Source organism: Streptomyces sp. NBC_00252 (genome assembly GCF_036187565.1).
In the GTDB taxonomy this organism is placed as follows: Bacteria; Actinomycetota; Actinomycetes; order Streptomycetales; family Streptomycetaceae; genus Streptomyces.
Genome location: NZ_CP108087.1, coordinates 3,382,666 through 3,405,727, shown reverse-complemented (window position 1 = coordinate 3,405,727; position 23,062 = coordinate 3,382,666). Strand labels below are relative to the sequence as shown.

General features: G+C 70.6%; 19 protein-coding genes. 8 read left to right on the top strand and 11 right to left on the bottom strand.

The genetic code is table 11. From position 1 onward, the window contains the following. Position 1 precedes the first annotated feature (1 nt). Positions 2-982, bottom strand: coding sequence for an ABC transporter ATP-binding protein (locus OHT77_RS14440; protein WP_328828792.1), 981 nt, complete (start codon positions 980-982; stop codon positions 2-4). A gap of 9 nt (positions 983-991) precedes the next feature. After that, positions 992-2,356 (bottom strand): MDR family MFS transporter, encoded by a 1,365-nt coding sequence (locus OHT77_RS14435; RefSeq protein WP_328828791.1) that lies wholly within the window; start codon positions 2,354-2,356, stop codon positions 992-994. A gap of 139 nt (positions 2,357-2,495) precedes the next feature. Between OHT77_RS14435 and OHT77_RS14430 the strand changes: the two genes are divergently transcribed. Then, on the top strand, positions 2,496-3,134 hold the full coding sequence (locus OHT77_RS14430) for a TetR/AcrR family transcriptional regulator (RefSeq protein ID WP_328828789.1): 639 nt from the start codon (positions 2,496-2,498) through the stop codon (positions 3,132-3,134). Between the two features lie 53 nt (positions 3,135-3,187). Here the strand turns inward: OHT77_RS14430 and OHT77_RS14425 are convergent, their stop codons facing one another. The 3 genes from OHT77_RS14425 to mce form a co-directional block, all read right to left on the bottom strand. Then, positions 3,188-4,123: a cellulose-binding protein gene (locus tag OHT77_RS14425; RefSeq protein ID WP_019073154.1), complete on the bottom strand. Its 936-nt coding sequence runs from the start codon at positions 4,121-4,123 to the stop codon at positions 3,188-3,190. Positions 4,124-4,307: 184 nt separating this feature from the next. Beyond that, positions 4,308-8,156 (bottom strand): polarized growth protein Scy, encoded by a 3,849-nt coding sequence (gene scy, locus OHT77_RS14420; protein WP_328828788.1) that lies wholly within the window; start codon positions 8,154-8,156, stop codon positions 4,308-4,310. 209 nt (positions 8,157-8,365) lie between these two features. Continuing rightward, positions 8,366-8,806 (bottom strand): methylmalonyl-CoA epimerase, encoded by a 441-nt coding sequence (gene mce / locus OHT77_RS14415; RefSeq protein ID WP_328828786.1) that lies wholly within the window; start codon positions 8,804-8,806, stop codon positions 8,366-8,368. Positions 8,807-8,955: 149 nt separating this feature from the next. Between mce and OHT77_RS14410 the strand changes: the two genes are divergently transcribed. The 3 genes from OHT77_RS14410 (at position 8,956) to OHT77_RS14400 (ending at position 12,582) form a co-directional block, all read left to right on the top strand. Continuing rightward, on the top strand, positions 8,956-10,158 hold the full coding sequence (locus tag OHT77_RS14410; protein ID WP_328828785.1) for an acetyl-CoA C-acetyltransferase: 1,203 nt from the start codon (positions 8,956-8,958) through the stop codon (positions 10,156-10,158). A gap of 44 nt (positions 10,159-10,202) precedes the next feature. Beyond that, positions 10,203-11,159 (top strand): methylmalonyl Co-A mutase-associated GTPase MeaB, encoded by a 957-nt coding sequence (meaB, locus tag OHT77_RS14405; RefSeq protein ID WP_328828784.1) that lies wholly within the window; start codon positions 10,203-10,205, stop codon positions 11,157-11,159. 187 nt (positions 11,160-11,346) lie between these two features. After that, on the top strand, positions 11,347-12,582 hold the full coding sequence (locus OHT77_RS14400; RefSeq protein WP_328828783.1) for an MFS transporter: 1,236 nt from the start codon (positions 11,347-11,349) through the stop codon (positions 12,580-12,582). Between the two features lie 196 nt (positions 12,583-12,778). On the opposite strand, the gene OHT77_RS14395 is transcribed toward OHT77_RS14400, so the two are convergent. The 5 genes from OHT77_RS14395 to OHT77_RS14375 all read right to left on the bottom strand — a co-directional run bounded on the left by OHT77_RS14395 (position 12,779) and on the right by OHT77_RS14375 (position 15,865). Beyond that, on the bottom strand, positions 12,779-13,255 hold the full coding sequence (locus OHT77_RS14395; RefSeq protein WP_328828782.1) for a MarR family winged helix-turn-helix transcriptional regulator: 477 nt from the start codon (positions 13,253-13,255) through the stop codon (positions 12,779-12,781). Positions 13,256-13,347: 92 nt separating this feature from the next. Then, entirely contained in the window at positions 13,348-14,145 is a 798-nt protein-coding gene (locus tag OHT77_RS14390; RefSeq protein ID WP_328828780.1) for an AIM24 family protein, read from the bottom strand. Next, positions 14,142-14,792 (bottom strand): AIM24 family protein, encoded by a 651-nt coding sequence (locus tag OHT77_RS14385; RefSeq protein WP_328828779.1) that lies wholly within the window; start codon positions 14,790-14,792, stop codon positions 14,142-14,144. Before OHT77_RS14385 ends, OHT77_RS14390 begins: the two co-directional genes overlap by 4 nt. A gap of 1 nt (position 14,793) precedes the next feature. Then, positions 14,794-15,426: an AIM24 family protein gene (locus tag OHT77_RS14380; protein WP_266776754.1), complete on the bottom strand. Its 633-nt coding sequence runs from the start codon at positions 15,424-15,426 to the stop codon at positions 14,794-14,796. A 109-nt stretch (positions 15,427-15,535) separates the two neighbouring features. Continuing rightward, positions 15,536-15,865: a DUF6191 domain-containing protein gene (locus OHT77_RS14375; protein WP_328828778.1), complete on the bottom strand. Its 330-nt coding sequence runs from the start codon at positions 15,863-15,865 to the stop codon at positions 15,536-15,538. 123 nt (positions 15,866-15,988) lie between these two features. Between OHT77_RS14375 and OHT77_RS14370 the strand changes: the two genes are divergently transcribed. The 4 genes from OHT77_RS14370 to OHT77_RS14355 all read left to right on the top strand — a co-directional run bounded on the left by OHT77_RS14370 (position 15,989) and on the right by OHT77_RS14355 (position 21,899). Beyond that, a complete protein-coding gene (locus OHT77_RS14370) occupies positions 15,989-16,333 on the top strand; it encodes a DUF3817 domain-containing protein (RefSeq protein WP_266772651.1) in 345 nt (114 codons plus the stop codon). Beyond that, positions 16,330-16,623, top strand: coding sequence for an MTH1187 family thiamine-binding protein (locus OHT77_RS14365; RefSeq protein ID WP_266772653.1), 294 nt, complete (start codon positions 16,330-16,332; stop codon positions 16,621-16,623). Before OHT77_RS14370 ends, OHT77_RS14365 begins: the two co-directional genes overlap by 4 nt. A 1,533-nt stretch (positions 16,624-18,156) precedes the next feature. Continuing rightward, positions 18,157-19,941, top strand: a complete 1,785-nt coding sequence (locus tag OHT77_RS14360; RefSeq protein ID WP_328828777.1) for a glycosyltransferase family 2 protein — start codon at positions 18,157-18,159, stop codon at positions 19,939-19,941. Positions 19,942-19,943: 2 nt separating this feature from the next. Continuing rightward, positions 19,944-21,899, top strand: coding sequence for a kelch motif-containing protein (locus tag OHT77_RS14355; protein ID WP_328828775.1), 1,956 nt, complete (start codon positions 19,944-19,946; stop codon positions 21,897-21,899). 29 nt (positions 21,900-21,928) lie between these two features. Here the strand turns inward: OHT77_RS14355 and OHT77_RS14350 are convergent, their stop codons facing one another. Next, positions 21,929-22,921, bottom strand: coding sequence for a glycoside hydrolase family 6 protein (locus OHT77_RS14350; RefSeq protein WP_328828774.1), 993 nt, complete (start codon positions 22,919-22,921; stop codon positions 21,929-21,931). Positions 22,922-23,062: the final 141 nt, after the last annotated feature.

Below are 23,062 nucleotides of genomic sequence, written 5' to 3'. Positions count from 1 at the left end.
GTCAGCCCTTCTTCCAGCCGTCGCCCCAGCCCTGCTGCGGAGCAGGTGCCGCGGCCGGAACCGCGGTGGGTGGTGCGTCGGAATGCGCGTGGTACTCCACCGACTCCGCGGTCAACTGCATGAACGCCTCCTCCAGGGAGGCCTGTTGGGGACTCAGCTCGTGCAGCACCAGTTGGTGCGACGCGGCCAGCTCACCGATCTGCTCCGACTTGCCGCCGTCCACTTCGAGGACCCCGCTGCCGGACTCGACCACCGTGATCCCGGCCTGGTGCAGCACGTCGAGCAGCCGCTCGCGCTGCGGGGTGCGGATGCGGACGTAGGAGCGCGAGTTCTGCTGGATGAAGTCCGCCATGGAGGTGTCCGCGAGGAGGCGGCCCTGGCCGATGACGACGAGGTGATCGGCCGTCAGCGCCATCTCGCTCATCAGGTGCGAGGAGACGAAGACCGTACGGCCCTGCGCGGCAAGGGACTTCATCAGATTGCGGATCCAGTGGATGCCCTCGGGGTCGAGGCCGTTGACCGGCTCGTCGAACATCAGGATCTCCGGATCGCCGAGCAGCGCGCCCGCGATGCCGAGCCGCTGGCCCATGCCGAGCGAGAACCCCTTGGCCTTCTTCTTCGCCACTGCGGTGAGCCCGACGGTGTCCAGCACCTCGTGGACCCGGGCCTTCGAGATGCCGTTGCTCTGCGCGAGACACAGCAGGTGGTTGAAGGCGCTGCGGCCGCCGTGCATGGCCTTGGCGTCGAGGAGGGCGCCGATGTACTTCAGCGGGTCCTTGAGCCGGTCGTAGCGCTGGCCGTCGATGCGCACGTCACCGGCGGTCGGCCGGTCGAGACCGAGCATCATGCGCATGGTCGTCGACTTGCCGGCGCCGTTCGGGCCGAGGAAGCCCGTGACGATGCCGGGTCTGACGGTGAAGGTGAGATTGTTGACCGCCACCTTGTCGCCGTACCGCTTGGTCAGCCCCTCGAGCTCGATCATGCGGCCACGCTAAGACCGCCGTTCGGCGGATGCCACCCGAACGGGCAAACAGAGTCCGACGAGGCAGGCAACAACCGTGAACGCCGTCGCCCAGGCGAACGCGTGCGGGAAAGCGGAGCCGCCGTGCCCGTGCGCGAGGACCGTCGCCAGCACGGCCGTGCCGACGGACCCGCCGAGCTGCTGCACGATCCGCACGGTGGTGCTCGCGTGCGGGATGCGGGCGCGGTCGAGACCTTGGTACGCGCCCACCATGACCGCCATGTTCGCCGCGCTCACCCCGAGCCCGCGCACGACCAGGGCCACCAGGAGCAGGGCCGCGCCGGGGTGCGGGAGAAGGAAGGGGAGGGTGCCCAGCGCGCACAGCAGCATGCCCGCCACGGTGACCGGGCGCGGCCCGAGCCGGTCGGTGAGCGGGCCGGTGACCCGGGCCAGCAGGCTGCCGAGTCCCTGCGGTGCCAGCAGCAGGCCGGCCGCGATCACGCCCTCGCCGCGCGCCTGCTGGTAGTAGAGGGGGAGCAGGAACATCCCGCCGAACAGGGCGAGCCCGTTCAGGAACATGAGGATCGAGGAGACGGCGAACGCGCGGTCACCGAACAGCCGTAGATCCACGAGGGGTTCGCGGGTGCGCAGCGCGTGCCGGGCGAACAGGGCGATCAGTACGGCGCCCACCGGGATCGCGGTCGCGCGGGCGGCGCCGGTCTCGGACAGGCCGTAGACGAGGGTGGCGAGGCCGGGGGAGAGGAGCAGGAGGCCGGTCAGGTCCAGGTGGTGGCCGGGGCGCGGGGTGTCCTTCGGGACGCCGCGCCAGGCCAGGGCGAGGGCCAGCAGGCAGACGGGCAGGTTGACGTAGAAGATCCAGCGCCAGCTGAGGTGGCCGACGATCAGGCCGCCGACGACCGGGCCGAGGATCGGTACGACCATGGCGGGCAGGGTGATCACCGCCATCAGCCGGCCGAGGCTGCGGCCGCCCGCTGCGCGCATGACCAGGGTCTGGAGGACGGGCAGCAGCAGGCCGCCGCCGATGCCCTGGATCACCCGGAACGCGATCAGTGAGCCGATGTTCCAGGCGAGCCCGCACAGGAGCGATCCGGCGAGGAAGAGGAGCAGCGCGCCGAGCCAGACGCGGCGGGAGTCGAAGCGTTCGACGGCCCAGCCGGAGACGGGGACGACCGTCGCGAGGGCCAGGAGGTACGCGGTGCTGACCCATTGCAGGCTCGTCGTCGAGGCGCCCAGGTCGTGGCCCAGGGTGTGCAGGGCTATGGAGACGATCGTGCTGTCGAGCAGCGGGGCGAGGGCGCCGAGCACGAGGATGCCGGCGAGCTTGCGGACGGCCGGGTCGAGGCGGTCGGCGGGGCGGACGGTGGTGTCGGACATGGCGGTTCCCCCTTGGAGACGCCGTGGGCATGCTTGCGGGACGCCTTTAGAGACGGCTCGTCTCTAAAGAGCCACGTTAGGCTGGAGCCGATAGGAGACGCAAGGTCTCCTAAGGATTTCCGAGGGGAAGGTGCCGGTGATGGCCGCAGAGCAGACGCGGCGGCGCGGGGCCGCGCTGGAGGCCGACATCCTGGACGCCGTCTGGGAGGAACTCGCCGAGGTCGGCTACGCCCGGCTCACCATGGAGGGCGTCGCGGCCCGGGCCAGAACCGGCAAGCAGGTCCTCTACCGGCGCTGGCCCAACCGCGCCGAACTCGTCAAGGCCGCCCTGCCCCACCGCACCGGCTCCATCGTCGACCAGGTCCCCGACACCGGGGAACTGCGCGCGGACCTGCTGACCCTGCTGCGGCTGATGGCCGTGCGGCAGCGGGAGATCGGGCCCGACGTCCTCCGGGGCCTGCTCGCGGAGGCGCCCGACCTGGACCCGAGGGTGTTCGGGATCATGCACGACATCCTGCTGACGGTCCTTCGGCGGGCGGTGGAGCGGGGCGAGATCCCCACCGCCGACCTGCCCCGACGGGTCGTCACCGTCCCGGCCCAGCTGCTGCGGTACGAGATGGTCGTCTCCCGGGACCCGATCGAGGACTCCGCTCTCGTCGAGATCGTGGACGAGGTGTATCTGCCGCTCCTCGCCGGGCACGGCGGACGGGGTGCACGGGGCGGACCGGGCGGACCGGGCGGACGGGGTGGACAGAGCGGGCAGGGCGGGCACGGCTGAGGCCCGCACCCCCGGAGGGAATACGGGCCTCAGCCGTGTGACAAACGCTTTGCTTACCGGGACTGCTGAGCCGGGACCCCGCGGGAGATGGGCTCGTCCTCGACCGGCGAGCTCGCGGCGGCCACCGCGGCTCCGGTGAGGGTGGCGAGCATCTCGCGCACGTTCGTCAGCTGGGCGTTGATGCTGTCCCGACGGTTCGTCAGGGCGGCCAGCTCGCGCTCGGACTCCGAACGGATGCGGTCGGCCTTGGCGTTGGCGTCGGCCACGATGTCCTCGGCCTGGCGCTGAGCCGTCTCCACCGTCTGACGGGCGCGGCGCTCCGCGTCCGTACGCAGCTTCTCGGCCTCCAGCCGGAGCTGCTCCGCGCGGTGCTCGATCTCCGCGAGGCGCTTCTCGGCCTTCTGCTGACGCGACGCCAGATCGCGCTCGGACTGCTCGCGACGCTTGGCGAGGTTCGTCTCGAAGTCGGCGGCGGCCTGCGCGGCCTTGGCGCGGGTCTCCTCGAAGAGGGCGTCGGCCTCCTCGCGCTTCGACTGGGCGTCCTTCTGGGCCTCGCCACGCAGCTGGGAGGCGTCGCTCTTGGCCTTCTCGACGATCCGGACGCCCTCGTCCTCCGCCTTGGCCTTGCGCTCCGCAGCGAACGATTCTGCGTCGTTACGGACCTGCTGGGCAGCGGACTCCGCGAGTTCGCGGTGCTGCTCGGCCGCGCGCCGTGCCTCCTCGCGCAGGTCCTTGGCCTCTTCCTCGGCGAGGCGGAGGATCTTCTCGACCCGCGCGCCGAGACCGGCGTACGACGGCTCCGCGTCGCTGACCTGGGCCTGGGCGTTCTGCGTTTCGAGGTGGAGCTCCTCGATGCGCTTTTCGAGAGCGGTGATACGGGCCAGAGCGCTGTCACGGTCGGAGACGAGCTTCGAGATGCGTTCGTCCACCTGAGCGCGGTCGTACCCACGCCGCACAAGCTCGAAGCCGTAGGGGGAAGTGTCGCTCATGGGGTTCCTGTCGAATGAGACCGGTGAGGTGATAGGTGGAATCCTAGGGGCCGAAGCGGTGTGTCATCGAGCGGATGCGTGTTTGATCTGGAGAATGACACCCCTTTTGAGTGGCTAACCGTCGGACCGCTTGCCAAAGACTCGGTCAAAGGCCCCAGATCCCCCCGAAGCTCACAGGGTCTTCTCAACCTTCAACAGACTTGCCACCCGAACGAGTTGCGCCCGCTGTGGCTGCCGCCTTGACCCCGCCGTCCTTGGCCGCTGTCGGGGCCTCGAAAGACTCCAACGCCTCCAGGACGTCCTGGACACGGGAGATTTCGGCGTTGATGTCCTCGCGGCGGCGGACCAGCACTTCGAGGTCGCGCTTGCCCTCCTCGACCGTGCGGCGGGCCTCGCGGATCGCCTCCGCCTTCAGCTCCTCGGCCTCGCGGATCAGCGTGGACTTCTTCTGCTCGGCCTCCTTGAGGAGACCCTCGGCCTTCTTCACGGCGGCGATACGGACCTTGCCCGCCTCGGAGTTGGCCTCCGAGACCAGCTCCTTCGCCTTCGCCTGCGCCTTGCCGAGCTGCTCCTCCGCGGCCTTGATGAGCGCGTCGCAGCGGTCGCCGGCCGACTTCATCGTCTCGGCCGACTCACGGCGGGCCCGCTCGTGCAGGCTCTCGATCTCCGCCGTGATGCGGTCACGCAGCTCCTCGGACCGCTCCCTTATGGCGGTCGCGTCCCGGCGCGCGCCGACGAGCAGCTCGTCCGCGTCCGTACGGGCCTGCTCCACGCGGGAGTTGCCCTCGACCGTGGCCTCGGACACCAGTCGCTCGGCCTCGGTGCGGGCCGCGCCCACCATGGAGTCGGCCTGCGCCTCGGCGTCCGCCGTCGTCTGCTGCGCCTGCTGCTGGGCCTCGTTGAGGAGTTTGTCCGCCTCGGCCGCGGTCTCCGTGATGAGGGTGTCGACCTGCTCGGCCGCCTCGGAGCGCCGTTTGTTGGCCTCCTGACGGGCCTCGTCCAGCGTCCGCTCGGACTCCTCGCGCGCCGCCGCGGTGACCCGCTCGGCCTCCGCCTCCGCGTCCGCCTTGAGCCGTGCGGCCTCGCTGCGGATCCGCTCGGAGTGCTGCTGCGCGGACCCGACCGTGTCGGCGGCCTCGGCGCGCAGCCGCTCCGCGTCCCCGGTCGCGTCCGAGATGAGCTTCTCGGCCTTGGCCACGGCCTCGGACCGCACCCGCTCGGCCTCGTTGATCGTCTCCGTCTGGAGCCGCTCCGCCTCCGCCGTCACCTCGGTGATCAGGGTGTCGGCCTGCGTCGCCGCGTCCGAACGGATCCGGTTGGCGTCCTCTCGGGCGTCCGCCCGGGCCCGTGCCGCGTCCTGGTCGGCCTGCGCGATCGCGTCCGACGCCTCCGTGCGCACCCGCTGGGCGTGCTCCGCGGACTCCGCCCGCAGCTGCTCCGCCTCCGCGATCGCCTCCGCGACGGTGCGTTCCGCGAGGGCCTTGGCCGCGTCCGTCTCCTCGGCCGCCCGGCGCCTGACCCGGTTCGCGTCCTCGGTGGCCCGCTCCCGCTCGCTGTACGCGTCGGCGCGGACCCGGTCCGCCTCTTCCTGCGCCTCGCGCCGGGTACGGTCCGCGACGTGCTCGGCGGCCGAGCGGATCCCGGCGATCTCCTCCTGGGCCTGCTCGTGCAGCCCGGCGACGGACTCCCGTACCTGCTGGGCGTGCTGTTCGGCGCCCGACACCATCTCGGTGGCGCGCCGGTCGGCCTCCTCGACCAGCCGTACGGCCTCGGACTGTGCCTCCTCGACGCGGTTGCGTGCCGAGGCCAGCAGCTCCTCGCTCTGCTCCCGGGCCTGCTCGCGCTCCTGCCCGGCCTCCTCACGGGCCGACCCGAGGAGCTCCTCGGCCTCCCGACGACGTCGTACGGCCTCCTCCTGGGCGGCGGCCAGCGTCTCCGACGCCTCCGTGGCCAGCCGCTCGGCGGCGGCCTGCGCCTCCGCGCGGACCCGGTCGGCGGTGTCCTGCGCCTCGGTCTTGAGCCGCTCGGCCTCCGCGGCCGCCTCGGACCGCAGACGTACGGCGATGGCCTCGCCCTCGGCGCGGGACGCGGACGCGTCGCCCGCGGCCTCGTTGCGCAGCCGCTCGGCCTCCGCCTCGGCCTGTGCCTGGAGGGAGCGGATGCGCTCGGCGGCCTCGCCGCGCAGGCGTTCCGTCTCCTCGGCGGCCTCGCGACGGATCCGCTCGGCCTCCTCGCGGGCGTCGGTGAGCGCCTGTTCGGCGGCGGCGAGCCGTTCCTCGGCCTCCGTGTGCAGCCGGCGCAGGCCCTCGGCGGCCTCCTCGCGGCGCGCCTCTATGGCCCGCTCGGTCTCCTCGCGCAGCTCGCGCGCGGCCTGCTCGGCGTCGGCCTTGATGCCCTCCGACTGCTCGACGACCTCAGCGCGGTGGCGCTCGGCCTCCTTGCGGGTGCGGTCGAGGGTCTCCTCGGCCTGCCGGCGCAGGGTGGTGGCGCGCTCGATGGCCTCGGTGCGGACCTTCTCGCTGTCCGTGGTCGCGGTCTGACGCAGCTCGTCGGCGTCCGCGCGGGCCTTGGACAGCAGCTCCTCGGCGGTCTTGGCCGCCTCCTCGATCTGCTGGACGGCCTCACGGCGGGCCTCGGCGCGGATGCGCTCGCCCTCGCCGACGGCGTCGGCGCGCAGCTGCTCTGCCTCGCCGCGCAGGCGGCGCGCCTCCTCCTGCAGCTCGACCGTCTTGGCGCGGTACTCCTTGGTGTCGTCCTTCGCCGCGCCCTTGAGGCCCTCGGCGATGTCGTGCGCCTGGGCGCGCAGCCGGTCGGCCTCGGCCTCCGCCTCGGAGCGGATCCGCTCGGCCTCCTCGGTGGCGGCCTTGGTGGTGTTCTTGGCCTCCTCGGACGCCTTGTCGAGGACTTCCTCGGCGGTACGGGCGGCCTTGGCGAGCTGGGAGGCGGTCTCCTCGGCGGTGAGGCTCCGCGCGTTCTCCTCGGCCTCCGCGACGATCTTGTCGGCCTTGGCCTGGGCCTCGGCGACGACCTGCTCGGCGTCCGACTTGGTGGACTCGGCCTCCTTGGTGGCCTCCGTCACCAGCCGGGCGACCTGCTCCTTGGCGGTCCGGGTGCGCTGCTCGTTGGCCGACTCGGCGCTCGCGAGGGCCTTGGCGGCGGCTTCCTTGGCCTCGGCGAGGACCTTCTCCGCCTCGAGGCGGGCCTCGCGCAGTGAGGTTTCGGCCTCGGCCATACGGGTCTCGGCGGCCCGGCTCAGCTCGGTGGCCTGACGGCGGGCGGAGTCCGACTCGTTGACCGTGGAGCTGCGCAGCTGCTCGGCGTGGTCGGTGGCCTCCTGGGCCTGGGTGGAGGCCGCGTTCAGCAGGCGCTCGGCGTCCGTGCGGGCCCGGCGCAACAGCTGCTCGGCCTCCGCGCGGGCCGCCTCGGCGTCCATCTCCAGCCGCTGCCGGGCCTCGGTGGCGACCCGCTCGGCCTCGGCGCGGGCGGCGGCCAGCGCCTGCTCGGCCTCGGCGCGCGACTCGTCCACGAGACGGCGGGCCTGCGACTCGGAGCGGGCGCGGAGCTGCTCGGCCCACGCCACGTTCTCGTTGACGTGGGACTCGACGGTCTGCCGGCGCTCGGCGAGCTCCTGGTCGAGCTGCTGGCGCCGGGTCACGGCCTCCTGGTGCAGCTCCGCCTGGAGGCGCGCGGCCTGCTCGGCGTGCTCCTGGAGGATGCGCTGGGTCTGCGCGCGGGCCTGGCTCAGCTCCCGCTCGGCGTCCTGCCGCAACTGGTCGGCCTGGACCTGGGCATTACGAAGCATCTGCTCGGCCTGATAGCCGATGTCACCGCCGTCGTAAGCCGGTCGGGACATGAGGGTGCGGCGCGCCTCGTGCAGCTTGGCGCGCAGCACCTCGACCTGGTAGCCGAGGTCCTCGGCATGCTGGATCGCCTTTTCCCGCTCGGTCTTCAGCCGCTCCATCTCGGCCTCGAACCGAGAGAGGTGGTCGACGTCAGCCGCCGGCTCTCGCTCCTGGCGTTCGTAGCCCCGCACTGCGCGGTCCCATCCGTCCCCTGGTCACGGTTTACTCCAACGAGCGCCGTCCATCCGCCGAACGGTGCTCCCGGGGAATGGTGTCAGATCAACGACGGAGCATGGGCTGCTGCCCGACGCTCGCCCCCCGAAACCCGGACCCCGGCATGCCGTTGCCCCGGTTGCGGGCGACGACCGACCCCAACCCTACCGGCCCATATGTACGAGGGTCAGTGCTCAGGTGACTCAACAGGCGCCGAAGTGACCAGTTCTGTCAGTACGCCATGGCAATCCTTTGGGTGCAGGAACGTGATCCGTGACCCCATGGAGCCGGTCCGGGGCTCGTCGTACAGAACGCGTACGCCCTTTCCCCGGATGTCCGCGGAGTCGGTGTCGACGTCCGCCGTACCGAAGGCGATGTGGTGGACACCCTCCCCGTTCTTCGCCAGCCACTTGCCCACGGCGGAGTCCTCGCGGGTGGGTTCGAGGAGCTGGAGGTAGGAGGCGCCGCCGTCGTCCGTGTTGTTGATCTTCAACATGGCCTCGCGCACGCCCTGCTCCTCGTTGACCTCGGAGTGGAACACCTCGAAGCCGTAGGTGGCCCGGTAGAACTCCACCGTCCGGTCGAGGTCGAAGCAGGCGATCCCGATGTGGTCGATTCGCGTCAGCATGTATGTAGTGCAGCGCTCGCACGGTGGTTACGCAACGTGCGCGCGATCACACCGACGGCCCGATGACGGGGTGGACTACCGCTCAGTACATTTCAAGTAAACCCTCGTTCACTCCTCAGCTGAAAAACGCTGGAAGGGGATCGCACCTCATGTCTGGAACGAACAGCACGACCTCGGTGATCGTCTCGGGCGCCCGGACGCCCATGGGACGCCTGCTGGGCTCCCTGAAGTCCTTCTCCGGAGCCGACCTCGGCGGCTTCGCGATCAAGGCCGCCCTCGACCGTGCGGGTATCGGTGGCGACCAGGTGCAGTACGTGATCATGGGCCAGGTGCTCCAGGCCGGGGCAGGGCAGATCCCGGCACGCCAGGCCGCCGTCAAGGCGGGCATCCCCATGAGCGTCCCGGCGCTCACCATCAACAAGGTGTGCCTCTCCGGCCTCGACGCCATCGCGCTCGCCGACCAGCTCATCCGTGCAGGTGAGTTCGACGTGATCGTCGCGGGCGGCCAGGAGTCCATGACCAACGCCCCCCACCTGCTCCCCAAGTCCCGCGAGGGCCACAAGTACGGCGCGATCGAGATGCTCGACGCGATGGCCCACGACGGCCTGACCGACGCCTTCGAGAACATCGCCATGGGCGAGTCCACGGAGAAGCACAACACCCGCCTCGGCATCCGGCGCCCCGAGCAGGACGAGATCGCGGCCCTGTCCCACCAGCGCGCCGCCGCCGCCCAGCAGAACGGCGTCTTCGAGGCCGAGATCACCCCGATCGAGATCCCGCAGCGCAAGGGCGAGCCGGTCGTCTTCAGCAAGGACGAGGGCATCCGCGCGGAGACCACCGTCGAGTCCCTCGGCAAGCTGCGCCCCGCGTTCAGCAAGGACGGCACGATCACCGCCGGCACCTCCTCGCAGATCTCGGACGGCGCGGCGGCCGTGGTCGTGATGAGCAAGACCAAGGCGCAGGAGCTGGGCCTTGAGTGGATCGCCGAGATCGGCGCGCACGGCAATGTGGCGGGACCCGACAACTCCCTCCAGTCGCAGCCGTCCAACGCGATCCTGCACGCCCTCAAGAAGGAGGGCCTGGAGGTCGAGGGCCTCGACCTGATCGAGATCAACGAGGCCTTCGCCGCCGTCGCGGTCCAGTCAATGAAGGACCTCGGGGTGTCCACGGAAAAGGTGAACGTCAACGGCGGCGCCATCGCCCTGGGCCACCCCATCGGCATGTCCGGCGCCCGTCTCGTCCTGCACCTGGCCCTGGAGCTGAAGCGGCGCGGCGGCGGGGTCGGCGCGGCCGCGCTGTGCGGTGGCGGCGGTCAGGGCGACGCCCTGATCGTGCGGGTGCCGAAGGCCTGAGCAGCAGTACCTTCTCGACCTTCTCGTAACGGAACGGAGCCGTGATGCAGGACGTCGCCTCGCTGGTGGCCCAGGCCAGGGAAGGCCGGCCACGCGCCGTGGCCCGGCTGATCTCCCTGGTGGAAGGGGCCTCCCCGCAGCTCAGGGAGGTCATGGCGGCGCTCGCACCGCTCACCGGCGGGGCGTACGTCGTGGGCCTCACCGGATCGCCGGGCGTCGGCAAGTCGACCTCGACGTCCGCGCTGGTCACGGCGTACCGCAAGCAGGGCAGGCGGGTCGGTGTCCTGGCCGTCGACCCGTCCTCGCCGTTCTCAGGGGGCGCCCTGCTCGGCGACCGCGTCCGCATGTCGGACCACTCCTCCGACCCCGGCGTCTACATCCGCTCGATGGCCACCCGCGGCCACCTCGGCGGCCTCGCCTGGTCCGCCCCGCAGGCCATCCGCGTCCTGGACGCGGCGGGCTGCGACGTGATCCTGGTCGAGACGGTCGGGGTGGGCCAGTCGGAGGTCGAGATCGCCTCCCAGGCCGACACCAGCGTGGTGCTGCTGGCCCCCGGCATGGGCGACGGCATCCAGGCGGCCAAGGCCGGGATCCTGGAGATCGGCGACGTCTACGTCGTCAACAAGGCCGACCGCGACGGAGCCGACGCGACCGCCCGCGAGCTGAACCACATGCTGGGCCTCGGCGAGTCCCGCGGCCCCGGCGACTGGCGCCCCCCGATCGTCAAGACGGTCGCCTCCCGCTCCGAGGGCATCGACGAGGTCGTGGAGGCCCTGGAGAAGCACCGGGCGTGGATGGAGGAGCACGGCGTCCTCGCGGAGCGCCGCGCGGCCCGGGCGGCCCGCGAGGTCGAGACGATCGCGGTGACCGCCCTGCGCGCCCGCATCGGCGACCTGCACGGAGACCGCCGGCTGAGCGCGCTCGCGGAGCGGATCGTGGCGGGGGAGCTGGACCCGTACCGGGCGGCGGACGAGCTGATCGCAGGCATCACCGAGAGCTAACTCGATGGTCGACGGCCGTGTCCTGTTGGTACGTTGACCGCATGTTCCTCCTCTTGGCATAGGGCCCGCCCGGCCCGCGCACGACAGCGATCACATCGGCGATCACATCGGATCGGCCCGCATCGCAACGCCGTCGCGCGGCGCACAGGCGTCCCTTTCTCCTGCCTCCAGTTGAGGAACCTCTCGCATGTCCGCGCCTTCTTCCACGCCGACTCCGGCGTGCCCTTCGTATGCCGCCGTACTCCAAGTCCCGTACGCCCGCCGCACGTTCGCCGCGGCGCTCGTCGGCCGTCTGTCGTACGGCACGGTCTCCCCGGCGGTCCTCCTCGCGGTCGTCCGCGCCACCGGCTCCTACGCCGCCGCCGGCACGATCATGGCCGCGTTCGGCACCGCGACCGTCCTCCTCCTGCCCCTGCGCGCCGCCCTGGTCGACCGCCACGGCCCGCGCCGCGCCCTCCCGCCCATGGCGCTCCTCTACGGCGGTTTCCTGTGCGTCCTCGCGGCGGTGACCTGGAGCCCCGGGACGCCGGAGGTGGTGCTCGGCGCGGTGGCCGCGCTCACCGGGATGTGCGCGCCCCCGCTGGGACCCACGATGCGCTCCGTGTGGGGCGAACTCGTAGGTGACCGTGGGTCGTTGCTGCAACGCGCGTACAGCCTCGATGGGGTCGCCGAGGAACTCCTCTACGTCGTCGGCCCGTTGGTGGTCGGCGGGGTGCTCAGCTTCGCTCCGGCGGCTGCCGGGGTGCTGCTCAGCGCGGTCCTCGTCGTCACCGGGACGTTCGCGTTCGTCATGTCACCGGCGCTGTCCGGGGTTCGCGTATCCGCAGGCGGGGGGCGGAGGTTGAGGCTCGCCCGGGTCCGCGGGCTCCTCGGGCCGGTCGTCGTCGCCGGGGGGATGGGGCTCGCGTTGAGTGCGGTCTATCTGCTGGTGATGGCGTTCGTGGAGCAGCGGGGGTACGGCGATGATGTCGTGCCCTGGGTGCTGGCGGCGCTCTCGGCAGGCAGTGCGGTGGGTGGTCTGCTGAACGGGGCGGTCGACTGGCGTACGGCCGCGCGGGTTCGGTTGTCCGGGGCGGCGCTGGGGCTCGGGCTGGCGCTGGCTGCCGCCGGGTTCGCCACGGGGCTCTGGTCACTCACCGTGGCCGTGGGGTGCGCGGGGTTCTTTGTGGCGCCGGCGTTGACCACGGCGTATCTGCTGGCCGACGAGACCGCGCTGCCGGAGGCGCGGACGCAGGCCGGGGCGTGGGTCAACATGGCGGTGAACGCGGGGAGTTCGAGTGGGTCGGTGGTGACGGGGCTGCTGGTGGGGCGGCTGCCGTTGGGGGTGTGTTTCGTGGTTGCCGGGGTGGTGGCTGGGGGTGCGGGGGTTGTCGCTTGTCTGCCGGTGCGTCGTGGCTGGTCGCGCAGTTCCCCGCGCCCCTAGAAGCAGGGCGCTGCCGTGGGCCGGACCTCGCGGGTCCCGGCGCCTCTCCAGCACAGGCCGCGCACGCTCAGCCCGTCCCGCGCCTCTCCAGCGCAGGCCGGCTGAATCCAGCCCGTCCGGCGTTTGAGGACGAGGACCCTTCAGGGCCGATCGGGGGTCTGGGGGCGGAGCCCCCAGACGGTCCCCGTGCCCGGGGTCAGGGGCGTCCCCGTTGGCCTCGCAGGTGTTCTGCGATCGGCTTCAGCGTTTTGTTCAGTTCCGACAGACCTTCCGGCGTCACAAGATCGATGAAGTGGCGCCGGACGGACGCGACATGGTGAGGCGCGACCTTCTTCATCGTCTCCAGCCCGTGCTCGGTCAGCACCGCGTACAACCCACGCCGGTCCGACTCGCAATTCTCCCGCCGGACCAGATCCGCGTTCTCCATCCGGGTGATCTGATGCGAGAGGCGGCTCTTGGACTGGAGCGTGGCGGCCGCGAGGTCACTCATCCGCAGCCGTACGTCCTCCGCCTCGGAGAGATTCACCAGAATCTCGTAGTCGTTCATCGTCAGGCCGAACGGCTGCAGATCCTTCTCGAGTTGGTATGTCAGCAGCCTGTTGACCTCCAGGTGGGTGCGCCAGGCGCACTGCTCCTCATCGGTCAGCCAGCGCGTGGCCGTCTCGGTCTCCATGAATGAAGTCTACCTAAAATGTTGAAAGGCGAACTAGTGAGGGTGGCGTGACGGCGCGCACATGTTCGACGTCACACTCCGCAGACTACCGCTCACAGCCCGAAGCGACGCTGGAGATCCCCCAGCTGTCCGGGAAGGCGCGGTGCGCCCGCTTGCTGTGCGGGGCCTGTGGGAGCCCCACCCCCACCGGGTACCCCCGGCTCGTGCGGAACGGCCCCCGTGGCCTGCTCGGCCATCAGCGCCTCGGACGACTGGAGCAGCACCGTGCCGGCCCCGACGAACTCGAACTGGTGCTCCTCGCCGGACGCGCCGCCGATGCCCGTCATCGCACGTAGGCCGCCCATCAGGCCGGTCATGTACGCGTGGTCGTAGTGATGGCAGGGGGAGGGGCAGTCGGCCCAGCCGACGAGGGCCTGCGGGTCGACTCTGATGGGGGGTTCCATGAACACCACCGGGCCGTTCGAGGCGGCCACGAACTTTCCGGTTCCGATGAGTGTCAGAAAGCCGGGAACAATCGACTGCTTGAGAGCGAGACTTGGCTGAAAAGCGAGCAGGTTGCCCGAGCGAATGGTCAGGTTGCCGTCGTCGAGGTCGTACGAATTGACGTCGAAGGCCCGGTCGGCGAGCAGCATCTTGCCCGAGCCCTCCGCCACGACCCAGTCGCTTGCGTGCAGAGGCGAATGGAACGACGTACGGACAAGTCGGTCGAGTCGCCCGTGCCCGATGCCGTTGAACTCCATCGAGCCGTAGTAGGCGATCATCTTCCCCTTCTGCAGGAACCACTGGCTGCTCTTGAGCTCCACGCAGAAGGTGTACTTGTTGACGTTGTCGTCGACCGGGAGGGTCATCGGGTCGTAGACCGTGGGGCCGGACCCCGCGTACTGGCTCACAGCTTCTCCTCCGACGCCTGGACGTACACCGCGCCGCTGCCGCTCAGCTCCAGCTGGAAGGCCTCGCCTGAGCCCCGGCCCACCATGTCGCGCCAACCGAGCGCCGTGGACAGCTTGTTGCGTACGTCGCCGTGGTGGGCGACGTAGGCCTGCGGGTCGACATGGACGGCGCGGCCGGGGGTGATCGGGACCTCGAAGACCCCGCCGTGGGCCATCACGGCGACCGAGCCCTGTCCCTGGAGCGTGGTCGTGAACAGGCCCTGGCCGGTGACCTGGCCGCGGACCATGCCCATGACGCCGCCCTGCGAGCCCATGAACATCGTGCCCTGCTGGAGGGTGCCCTCGAAGGCGAGGAGGCGGTCGGCCTCCACGTAGAGGGTGTCCCCGGTGAGGTTGATGATCTGGATGTGGTGGCCGCCGTGACCGAACATCACGGTGCCGCTGCCCTCGACGGTCATCAGCGGGGTCGCCTCGTTCGCCACGCGGCGTCCGATCATCGACATGACGCCGCCCTGGCCGCCCTGGATGTTCGGGGTGAAGGAGACGTCCCCCTTGTAGGCGAGCATCGCGCCGCGCTGGCTGTAGAGCCGCTGGCCCGGCATGACCGTCGCCTGGATCATCTTCGAGTTGATCTCGGTGAACGCCATGTCAGATGTCCCCCGCGATCGTGTTCCGCTCGCTGGGCTGGACGTAGACGAGGCCGTCGCCCTCGAAGCGGATCTGGAAGGCCTCGCCGCCGCCCTCCCCGAAGAGCGTGCGGAAGGTCACACCGGACTGGAAGGACTGCTGGAGATTTCCCTGGTGCGCGATGTACGCGCCGGGGTCGACCGTCAGCGGGTACTGCCGGCTGACCCGGAGCACGACGGCCGGGCCGTCCGACATGATCGCCGCCTGGCCGTGGCCCTCGACGGTCGTCGTGAACAGCCCGTTGCCCTGCGAGGCGCCGCGCAGCCCGGTGAACGTCGTGCCCGTCCGCAGTCCCGCGTCGGTCGCCAGCAGGTTGCTCGACTCGACGTACAGCTTGTCCCCCTGGAGACTCACGAGGTTGATCTCGGAGGCCCGGTCCGCGAACCAGCAGGTCCCCTGCCCCCTCACCTCCATCACCGTCATCTGCTCACCGGTGAGCCGCCGGGTCACCATCCCCCGGATGCCCTCACCGCCGCCGCTCATCTTCTTGAAGGCCATCTGTCCGTCGTACGCGACCATCGAGCCGTTCTTCGCCTTCACGGCGTCCCCGGTCATGTCGACGGCGAGCACCTTGCTGCCCTGGAGTCGAAACATCGCCACGCAGCGAAGGTAGCCGGAGGGGTGCGGTGGAGGACAGGGCCCGTGGGTGGAGAACGACCCTGATCTGTCCCCCTAAGGGCAGGTCCACGGACTAAGGACGGGTCTACGCGGTCTCGCGGGGCGTGTTCGGGGCCAACCGGATGACGGCGCTGCCCGCGCGCAGGTCGACCGTGGACCAGGGCGGCGCCCCGTCCTCCTCGTCGTCCCGCATCACCAGGGCGCTCTGCCGTTCCTTCAGCTCGGTCTGCTTGCCCGGCGACAGGCTCGCGTGCAGCTGCTCGAAGCCGGTCGCGGATATCTGCCCCTGCCGGCCGGCGTTCCGCCAGGGCAGCGCGCCCGCGCGACCGGCCTTCAGCAGCAGCTGGTCGAGGAAGGCGAGCGCGGTCAGGAGGACGACCAGCCCGGGCAGGGTCATGAAGAACACGAACTGCACGGGCGCTCCCGGGGGCTCGGCTGCGGACCCCCAGTCTCGGCACGCTCAGCCGTTTGCCACAATGGGTGAACGTTTGTGCTCGCGTTCACAAACTGTGGACGTCTCCCTCATCGAAGGTGACCCGTGGACATCAAGACCGCCACCGCCCTCCGCCGCCTCCGCCTGGTGTCGGCGCCCGAGGCCGTGTCCTTCCTCCTGCTGCTCGTCTGCTCGGTGCTGAAGCGGACCACGGACTTCAACGCGGTGCCCGTCATGGGCATGGTCCACGGCGTCCTCTTCATCCTCTACGTCCTCTTCTGGGCCGATGCCTGGAACCGGACCAAGTGGGGTGCCAAGACGGCCGCGTTCTACTTCGTCCTCTCCGTGCTGCCCACCGGCGGCTTCTTCGCCGAGCGCAAGCTCAAGCACGAGGCCGAGAACGCGGTCATCGCCTCCCGCGCCCGCCAGGAAGGAATCGTGAACGCATGATCGTCGCCTTTTCCGTGACGCCGCTGGGTGTCGGCGAGGACGTGGGGGAGTACGTCGCCGACGCCGTCCGCGTGGTCCGCGAGTCCGGCCTCCCCAACCGCACCGACGCGATGTTCACGTCCATCGAGGGCGAGTGGGACGAGGTCATGGACGTCGTCAAACGAGCCGTCGCCGCGGTCGAGTCCCGAGCCCCCCGCGTCTCCGTCGTCCTCAAGGCGGACATCCGCCCGGGCGTGACGGACGGCCTCACATCGAAGGTGGAGACGGTCGAGCGGCATTTGGCGGAGTAGGAGGGGTTCCCTTCGGGGGCGGCGAGTCCTTTTCGGGTAGGGCGAATTCCCTCTGGACGGGGCGGGGCGAGTCGGCGTCGGCTGGGCGTTTCTTTCGAGCGGGAGCGAGGGGAGCCGTAAGGGGCAGGGGCCCCGGGAAATCCCGGGCCTGCAAGGCCCACCCTCACAGGCTCCGCTGTTCCGAGCCCCGCCCCGCTGTTCCGGCACCCAGCTCGACTGCCCGGCACCGCTCCCGGTCTGCCGGTTTGACTGTTCCGGCGCGGGACTCGGCCCACCGGCTTGGCTGCCCGGCACCGCTCCCGGTCCGTCGGCTTGACTGCCCGGCACGGCTCCCAGTCCACCGGCTCGACTGTCCCGGCGCCCCACCCGGCCCACCGGCTCGACCCACCGCGACGAGCCGCTCCCGCGCCGCCGGGACCCCGCCGAGTGCCACCGCGTGTTCACGCCGCGGGCGGCCTACGGCTGACGCCGGGTCGGCCATGAACCCGCCGATCACTTCCTCGCCGTAGCCCACCACCAACGACGTCGCTCGAACGGCATGAGCGCGTCCGCGATCACCCCGCCATCCCTGCACACCGGAATCGACGGGACAACCCGCGCCGGCGCCGCGAGCAGCACCTCCGACCCGGCAACTCCCACCGCTGCCCCGAACTCCTAGGTCTCCGCCCCAATTCGGGCCGGGCGAGGATCTCCTCGGCAGGGGGTTACCGCCCCGCAGCCCGCAGCCCGCAGCCCGCAGCCCGCAGCCCGCAGCCCCGGCACGGCACGGCGCGCAGCATCGACTCCCCACCCCGGGCCCCGCGCCCTACCGAGCCCAGAGCCGCCGTCGCCCCGCCGGAGCCACCCCCTTCCACCTTCCACGGCCGAAGTCCCCTCGCCCCACTGCCGGAAGCGCCTCGCTCCAGCACAGGCAAGACTCCCGCCCCGCTCTCGAAGGCACCTCGCCCCGCAACCCGCAGCCCTGGTGCGGCCCGGCGCGTAGCGCTTATTGACCGACGCGGGGCGCCGCGCCCCACACCGAGCCCAGAGCCGCCGTCACCCAGTCGGGCCCACCCCGTTCCACGACCGAAGGCGCTCCGCCCCCTGCCGGAAGCACCCCGGCTCCCTGCCGGAGGCACCCAGCAGGGAAGCCCCTGCCCACTCCCGAGTGCACCTTGTCCTACTGCCCGAAGCCCCCACCCCACCGCCGCGGCACCCCGCTCCAGCAAAGGCGAGCCCCCGCCTCACCCCCGACGGCCCCCAACCCACCGCCGTAAGCACCTCGCACCCACCCCCGGAAGCCCCCTGCTCTGCCGCCCAACGCACCCCGCCCCACTCCAGGAACCCACCCCGCCCCACCCCACAGACCCCCCGCCCAACCGCCGGAGGCCCCCGTTCCACCACCGGAGGCAACTCCCCACCCACCTGGACGCGTCCAGTTCGACACGCCCTCATATGTCCACTTGTGTGTGGGTATCGGCCCGGTCGATCTTCGGAACGTAGCCGTTCCGGATTCCCCGGGCTTCGATCACTCCTCAATCATTGGAGGGCGCTGTGCGGCCGGAGGGCTACGACTACGACACCTACAGCCGACTGGCGGGGCCGCTCACCGAGCCGTCCGGTGGGTCGTACCAGGTGCAGTACACCTCGCTCCTCTCGCGCGAGCCCCACCGAATACGCGCTGTCCTCCTGATGAGCCTCGCCCCGGTGCTCACCGCCGCCCTGCTCGTCTATCTCGTCTGGCCCTCCCACTGGGTCGAGCGCGAGGGCGGTCAGGAGTGGATGGTCGGGCTCGACGTCACGATGCTGATAGCCATCGGCCTCATCGAGCTGTTCATGGTCGTCAACGTCGCCTCCGTCGCCCACGCCACGCTGGTCGCCCGCGACCCGGTCCCCGTCGTCCCCGCCCCCGGCACCCGCGTCGCCTTCCTCACGACGTACGTCCCGGGCAAGGAACCCCTCTCCATGCTCCGCGCCACCCTCGAAGGCGCGGTCAGGGTCACGCACACCGGGCCGGTCGACGTCTGGCTCCTGGACGAGGGTGACGACGAGCAGGCGAAGGCCCTGTGCGCCGAGTTGGGCGTACGGCACTTCACACGGCACGGCGTCCCGGAGTGGAACCGGCCCAGGGGCGTCCACAAGGCCCGTACGAAGCACGGGAACTACAACGCCTGGATCGCCATGCACGGCGGCGACTACGAGTTCTTCGCCTCCGTCGACACCGACCACGTGCCGCTCCCCAACTTCCTTGAGCGGATGATGGGTTACTTCCGCGACCCGGACGTCGCCTTCGTCGTAGGGCCGCAGGTGTACGGGAACTACCACAACCCCGTCACCAAGGCCGCCGAGTCGCAGCAGTTCCTCTTCCACGCGCTGATCCAGCGCGCCGGCAACCGCTACCGCGCCCCCATGTTCGTCGGGACGAACAACGTCGTACGCATGGCCGCCGTCCAGCAGATCGGCGGGCTGTACGACTCCATCACCGAGGACATGGCCACCGGCTTCGAGCTGCATCGGCACCGCAACCCGCTGACCCGTACGCACTGGCGGTCCGTCTACACCCCGGACGTGCTCGCCGTCGGGGAGGGCCCGGCCTCCTGGACCGACTTCTTCACGCAGCAGATGCGGTGGTCGCGCGGCACGTACGAGACGCTGATCAAGCAGTACTGGAAGGCGCCGTTCACGATGCCTCCGGGGCGGCTGTTCTCGTACACGATGATGCTCGTCTACTACCCCATGACAGCCGTCAACTGGCTGCTGGGCATCATGAGTTGCTTCCTGTTCCTGTGGTTCGGGGCGTCCGGCACCCAGGTCGCCGCGTCCGTGTGGCTGATGCTCTACAGCGATGCCGCCGCCCTGCAGATCGGGCTGTATCTGTGGAACCGGCGGCACAACGTCTCCCCGCACGAACCGGAGGGGTCGGGCGGGCTGGCGGGCATGGCGATGTCCGCGCTGTCCGCGCCCATCTACCTGAAGTCCTTCGGTGAGGCGCTCATCCGTCGGCCCAGCCGGTTCGTCGTCACCCCCAAGGGCGGCGACGCCAGCCCCGACCGGGTGATGACCTTCCGCATCCATCTCTTCTGGGCGATCCTCCTCGCGACCTCGCTGGCCGGCTCCGTCGTCCTCGACCACACGCACGCGGCCATGCGCACCTGGGCCGTCCTGGGCATGCTCATCTCCCTTGCCCCGCTGGGGATCTGGGTCGGCTCGCTGCTCAAGGAGCGCCGGGAGCGGCGGTCGCTGCTCGGCGGCGCGCGCACCGTCGACACGGCCGAGCCCGCGCTCGCCACCACCGGGGCCGGTCCGTCCGTCTCCAGCACCTCGACAGGGGGCAACTGACCATGGCTTTCCAGCCGTCCCAGAAAACCAGGAAGACCGTCCTCGGCATCGGCGGCATCGCCGTCCTGGCCGGTCTCAACGCCCCGGCCGCCCTCGACTTCGCGAGCGAGCAGTACCACGACTACAAGATCACGCGGCCCGAGTACATGGCCAAGTACGGCTCCTGGGACCAGATCGACATCCCGAAGGAGTACCGCACCAACGCCATCCACGCGTCGCTGCTGCACACCGGCAAGGTGCTGATCGTCGCCGGGTCGGGCAACGAGCAGAAGAAGTTCAACGCGGGTTCCTTCGACACCGTGCTGTGGGACCCGAAGGCCAACACGTTCAAGAAGATCCCGACCCCGGTCGACTTCTTCTGCGGCGGGCACAGCCAACTCCCCAGCGGCAACCTGCTGGTGGCCGGCGGCACCGCCCGCTACGAACTCCTCGACGGCGAGGTCAAGCGGGCCGGCGGCGGCATGCGCGTCAAGAACGAGAGCCCGAACAAGGCGATGTTCCTCAAGAAGGGCACCGTCTTCCGCTCCCCGGCGGGCGTCGACTACGTCACCAGGTTCGACGTCACCGTGCCCAAGGCGAAGCGCGAGTTCAAGGTCACCTACAACGCCCGCGGTGTGATGCAGCCCTGGCAGACCAAGGTCACCGCGAGCGAGGTCCGCGTCTTCGTCGAGGCCGCCGAACCGGGCCCGATGTCGGTCACCGAGAACCAGGCGCAGTACGACATCGTCGGCCTCAAGGGCAAGGACGCGAACAACACCTACGGCCTCTCCGAGAAGATCACCCTGCAGAAGCAGGACTACCAAGGCATCCGCGCCGCCTACGAGTTCGACCCGAGGGCCGAGCGGTACATCCCCGTCGACCCGATGGAGAAGGCCCGCTGGTACCCGACCCTCGTCGGCCTCGACGACGGCCGCGTCCTCGCCGTCTCCGGCCTCGACGACGTCGGCGTCATCGACCAGGGCGACAACGAGATCTACGACCCGAAGACCAAGAAGTGGACCCCGGGCCCCAAGCGTTACTTCCCCACCTACCCGGCCCTCTTCCTCACCAAGGGCGGCAAGCTCTTCTACCCGGCCTCCAACGCCGGCTACGGACCCGCCACCAAGGGCCGTGAGCCCGGCCTCTGGGACCTGAAGACCAACAAGTTCACCAAGGTCGCAGGGCTGCGCGACCCCGACGAGACCGAGACCTCGTCCTCACTCCTGCTGCCGCCCGCACAGGACCAGAAAGTGATGATCCTCGGCGGCGGAGGCGTCGGCGAGTCCAAGAAGTCGACCCCGCGCACCGCGGTCGTCGACCTCAAGCAGGACAGCCCGGCCTTCAAGGACGGCCCGCAACTCCCGCAGGGCACCCGGTACTTGAACAGCGTGATCATGCCGGACGACTCGGTCTTCACCACCAACGGCTCCTCGGACTACCGCGGCCGCAGCGCCAGCAACATCTTCAAGGCGCAGTTCTACGACCCGAAGGGCAACGCCTTCCACGCGGCCGCCGCCCCCATGATCGGCCGCAACTACCACTCCGAGGCACTGCTGTTGCCCGACGGCAGGGTCGTCACCTTCGGCTCCGACCCGCTCTTCGACGACCAGGCCAACACCAAGCTGGGCCACTTCGAGCAGCGCATGGAGATCTTCACCCCGCCCGCGCTGCACAGGAACGGCACCAACAGGCCCGTGCTGCAGGACGGGCCGCAGACCCTGGACCGGCACCACCGGGCGACCTTCCGCACCGACCACCCCGAGCGGGTCGTCAAGGCCCGCCTGATGCGGCCGAGTTCGGTCACGCACACGACGGACGTCGAGCAGCGCTCCATCGAACTCGGCCTCGTCAAGGACGGCAAGTCGGTGACGGTGGACGTCCCCAAGGACCAGGCGCTGGTGCCGCCCGGCTGGTACATGCTCTTCGTGACGGACGCGCAGGGCACGCCGTCGGAGGCCAAGTGGATCCAGGTGCGGTGAAGTTGACCCCGGCGCACTGAACCGCCTTGCTACGCCTTGGAGTTGCGGGCCAGCTCCAAGGCGTACTCCGGCCACCACTGCCCGGCGTTCGGACCACCCTCGCAGGTGCCGTCCGAGGCGCCGGGCCGCTTGATCCACAGATAGGCGTCCAGGGCGGCCTCGCCGGTGTCGGTGGTCGGCCGGGTGCCCAGGCCGCGGCCGGGCGGGTTGCACCAGGCGCCGTCCAGCGGACCGTTGCCGTTGCGGCTGGTGTCCACGACGAAGTGCTTGCCGCCCAGATCGCGTGAGAGCTCGACGCCGTACTTCTTCGTCACCTCGTCCGTCTGGAAGTTGGAGACGTTGAGCGAGAACCCGTCGGCCTCCTGGACACCGGCCCGCTTCAACGGCTCCACCAGCTTCCCGGGGTCCCTGATCCAGGCCGGGTTGCCCGCGTCGAGGTACACCCTCGTCCCCGACTGCTGCTTCAGCCGGACGACCGCCTCGCTCAGCAGCTGCTCCCGCTCGTCCTGGTACTCACCGGGCGTGCAGCCGTCCACCGTGTGCGCGACGGCGTCCGGCTCCAGCACGACCAGCGCCTTCGAACTCCCCAGCGCCTCGGCGAACTTCCCGATCCACGCCCGGTACGCGTCCGCGTCCGCCGCCCCGCCGGCCGAGTGCTGACCGCAGTCGCGGTGCGGGATGTCGTACGCCACGAAGAGCGCCGTACGCCCCTCCTGGCGCGCGGCCGAGGTCGCCGCCCGCACCACGGGACCGGGGTCGATCTCCCCGGCGGGCCACAGCGCGGCCGGCTCGTCGGCGATCCGCTTGAGCAGGGCGGCGTCCTGGGTGCGCCCCTCCCGTTCCCACAGCTGGATCTGCTCGGCCGCCGGGCTCGCCGGGTCGACCCAGAAGGTCATGTCGCCGGCCGGCCCCTTGGACCGGGCACCGGCGACGGAGGCCTCGTCGACGTCGGACGCGGACGAACAGCCCACCGCGAGGCCGAGCACCGCGAGCGCCGCGAACGTGTGGATCAGCCGGGACATGCTGCTCCTTGCGCGAGGGGGACATTCAGTGACAATCAGTCAGTAATCCTGGCACAGGGGGCGCGGCCCGCTCCGATACGACACCGGGCACACGGGTACGGCCGCGGCGGACCGCCCGGACCGAAGGGCGAGACGGGGCTG

Coding starts and splice junctions, on each gene's coding strand:
- OHT77_RS14425 (WP_019073154.1), bottom strand. CDS start 4,123: ATGAGCGACACTTCCCCCTACGGCTTCGAGCTTGTGCGGCGTGGGTAC.
- OHT77_RS14430 (WP_328828789.1), top strand. CDS start 2,496: ATGGCCGCAGAGCAGACGCGGCGGCGCGGGGCCGCGCTGGAGGCCGAC.
- OHT77_RS14440 (WP_328828792.1), bottom strand. CDS start 982: ATGATCGAGCTCGAGGGGCTGACCAAGCGGTACGGCGACAAGGTGGCG.
- OHT77_RS14410 (WP_328828785.1), top strand. CDS start 8,956: ATGTCTGGAACGAACAGCACGACCTCGGTGATCGTCTCGGGCGCCCGG.
- meaB (WP_328828784.1), top strand. CDS start 10,203: ATGCAGGACGTCGCCTCGCTGGTGGCCCAGGCCAGGGAAGGCCGGCCA.
- OHT77_RS14355 (WP_328828775.1), top strand. CDS start 19,944: ATGGCTTTCCAGCCGTCCCAGAAAACCAGGAAGACCGTCCTCGGCATC.
- OHT77_RS14365 (WP_266772653.1), top strand. CDS start 16,330: ATGATCGTCGCCTTTTCCGTGACGCCGCTGGGTGTCGGCGAGGACGTG.
- OHT77_RS14380 (WP_266776754.1), bottom strand. CDS start 15,426: ATGTTTCGACTCCAGGGCAGCAAGGTGCTCGCCGTCGACATGACCGGG.
- OHT77_RS14435 (WP_328828791.1), bottom strand. CDS start 2,356: ATGTCCGACACCACCGTCCGCCCCGCCGACCGCCTCGACCCGGCCGTC.
- OHT77_RS14395 (WP_328828782.1), bottom strand. CDS start 13,255: ATGGAGACCGAGACGGCCACGCGCTGGCTGACCGATGAGGAGCAGTGC.
- mce (WP_328828786.1), bottom strand. CDS start 8,806: ATGCTGACGCGAATCGACCACATCGGGATCGCCTGCTTCGACCTCGAC.
- OHT77_RS14385 (WP_328828779.1), bottom strand. CDS start 14,792: ATGGCGTTCACCGAGATCAACTCGAAGATGATCCAGGCGACGGTCATG.
- OHT77_RS14400 (WP_328828783.1), top strand. CDS start 11,347: ATGTCCGCGCCTTCTTCCACGCCGACTCCGGCGTGCCCTTCGTATGCC.
- OHT77_RS14350 (WP_328828774.1), bottom strand. CDS start 22,921: ATGTCCCGGCTGATCCACACGTTCGCGGCGCTCGCGGTGCTCGGCCTC.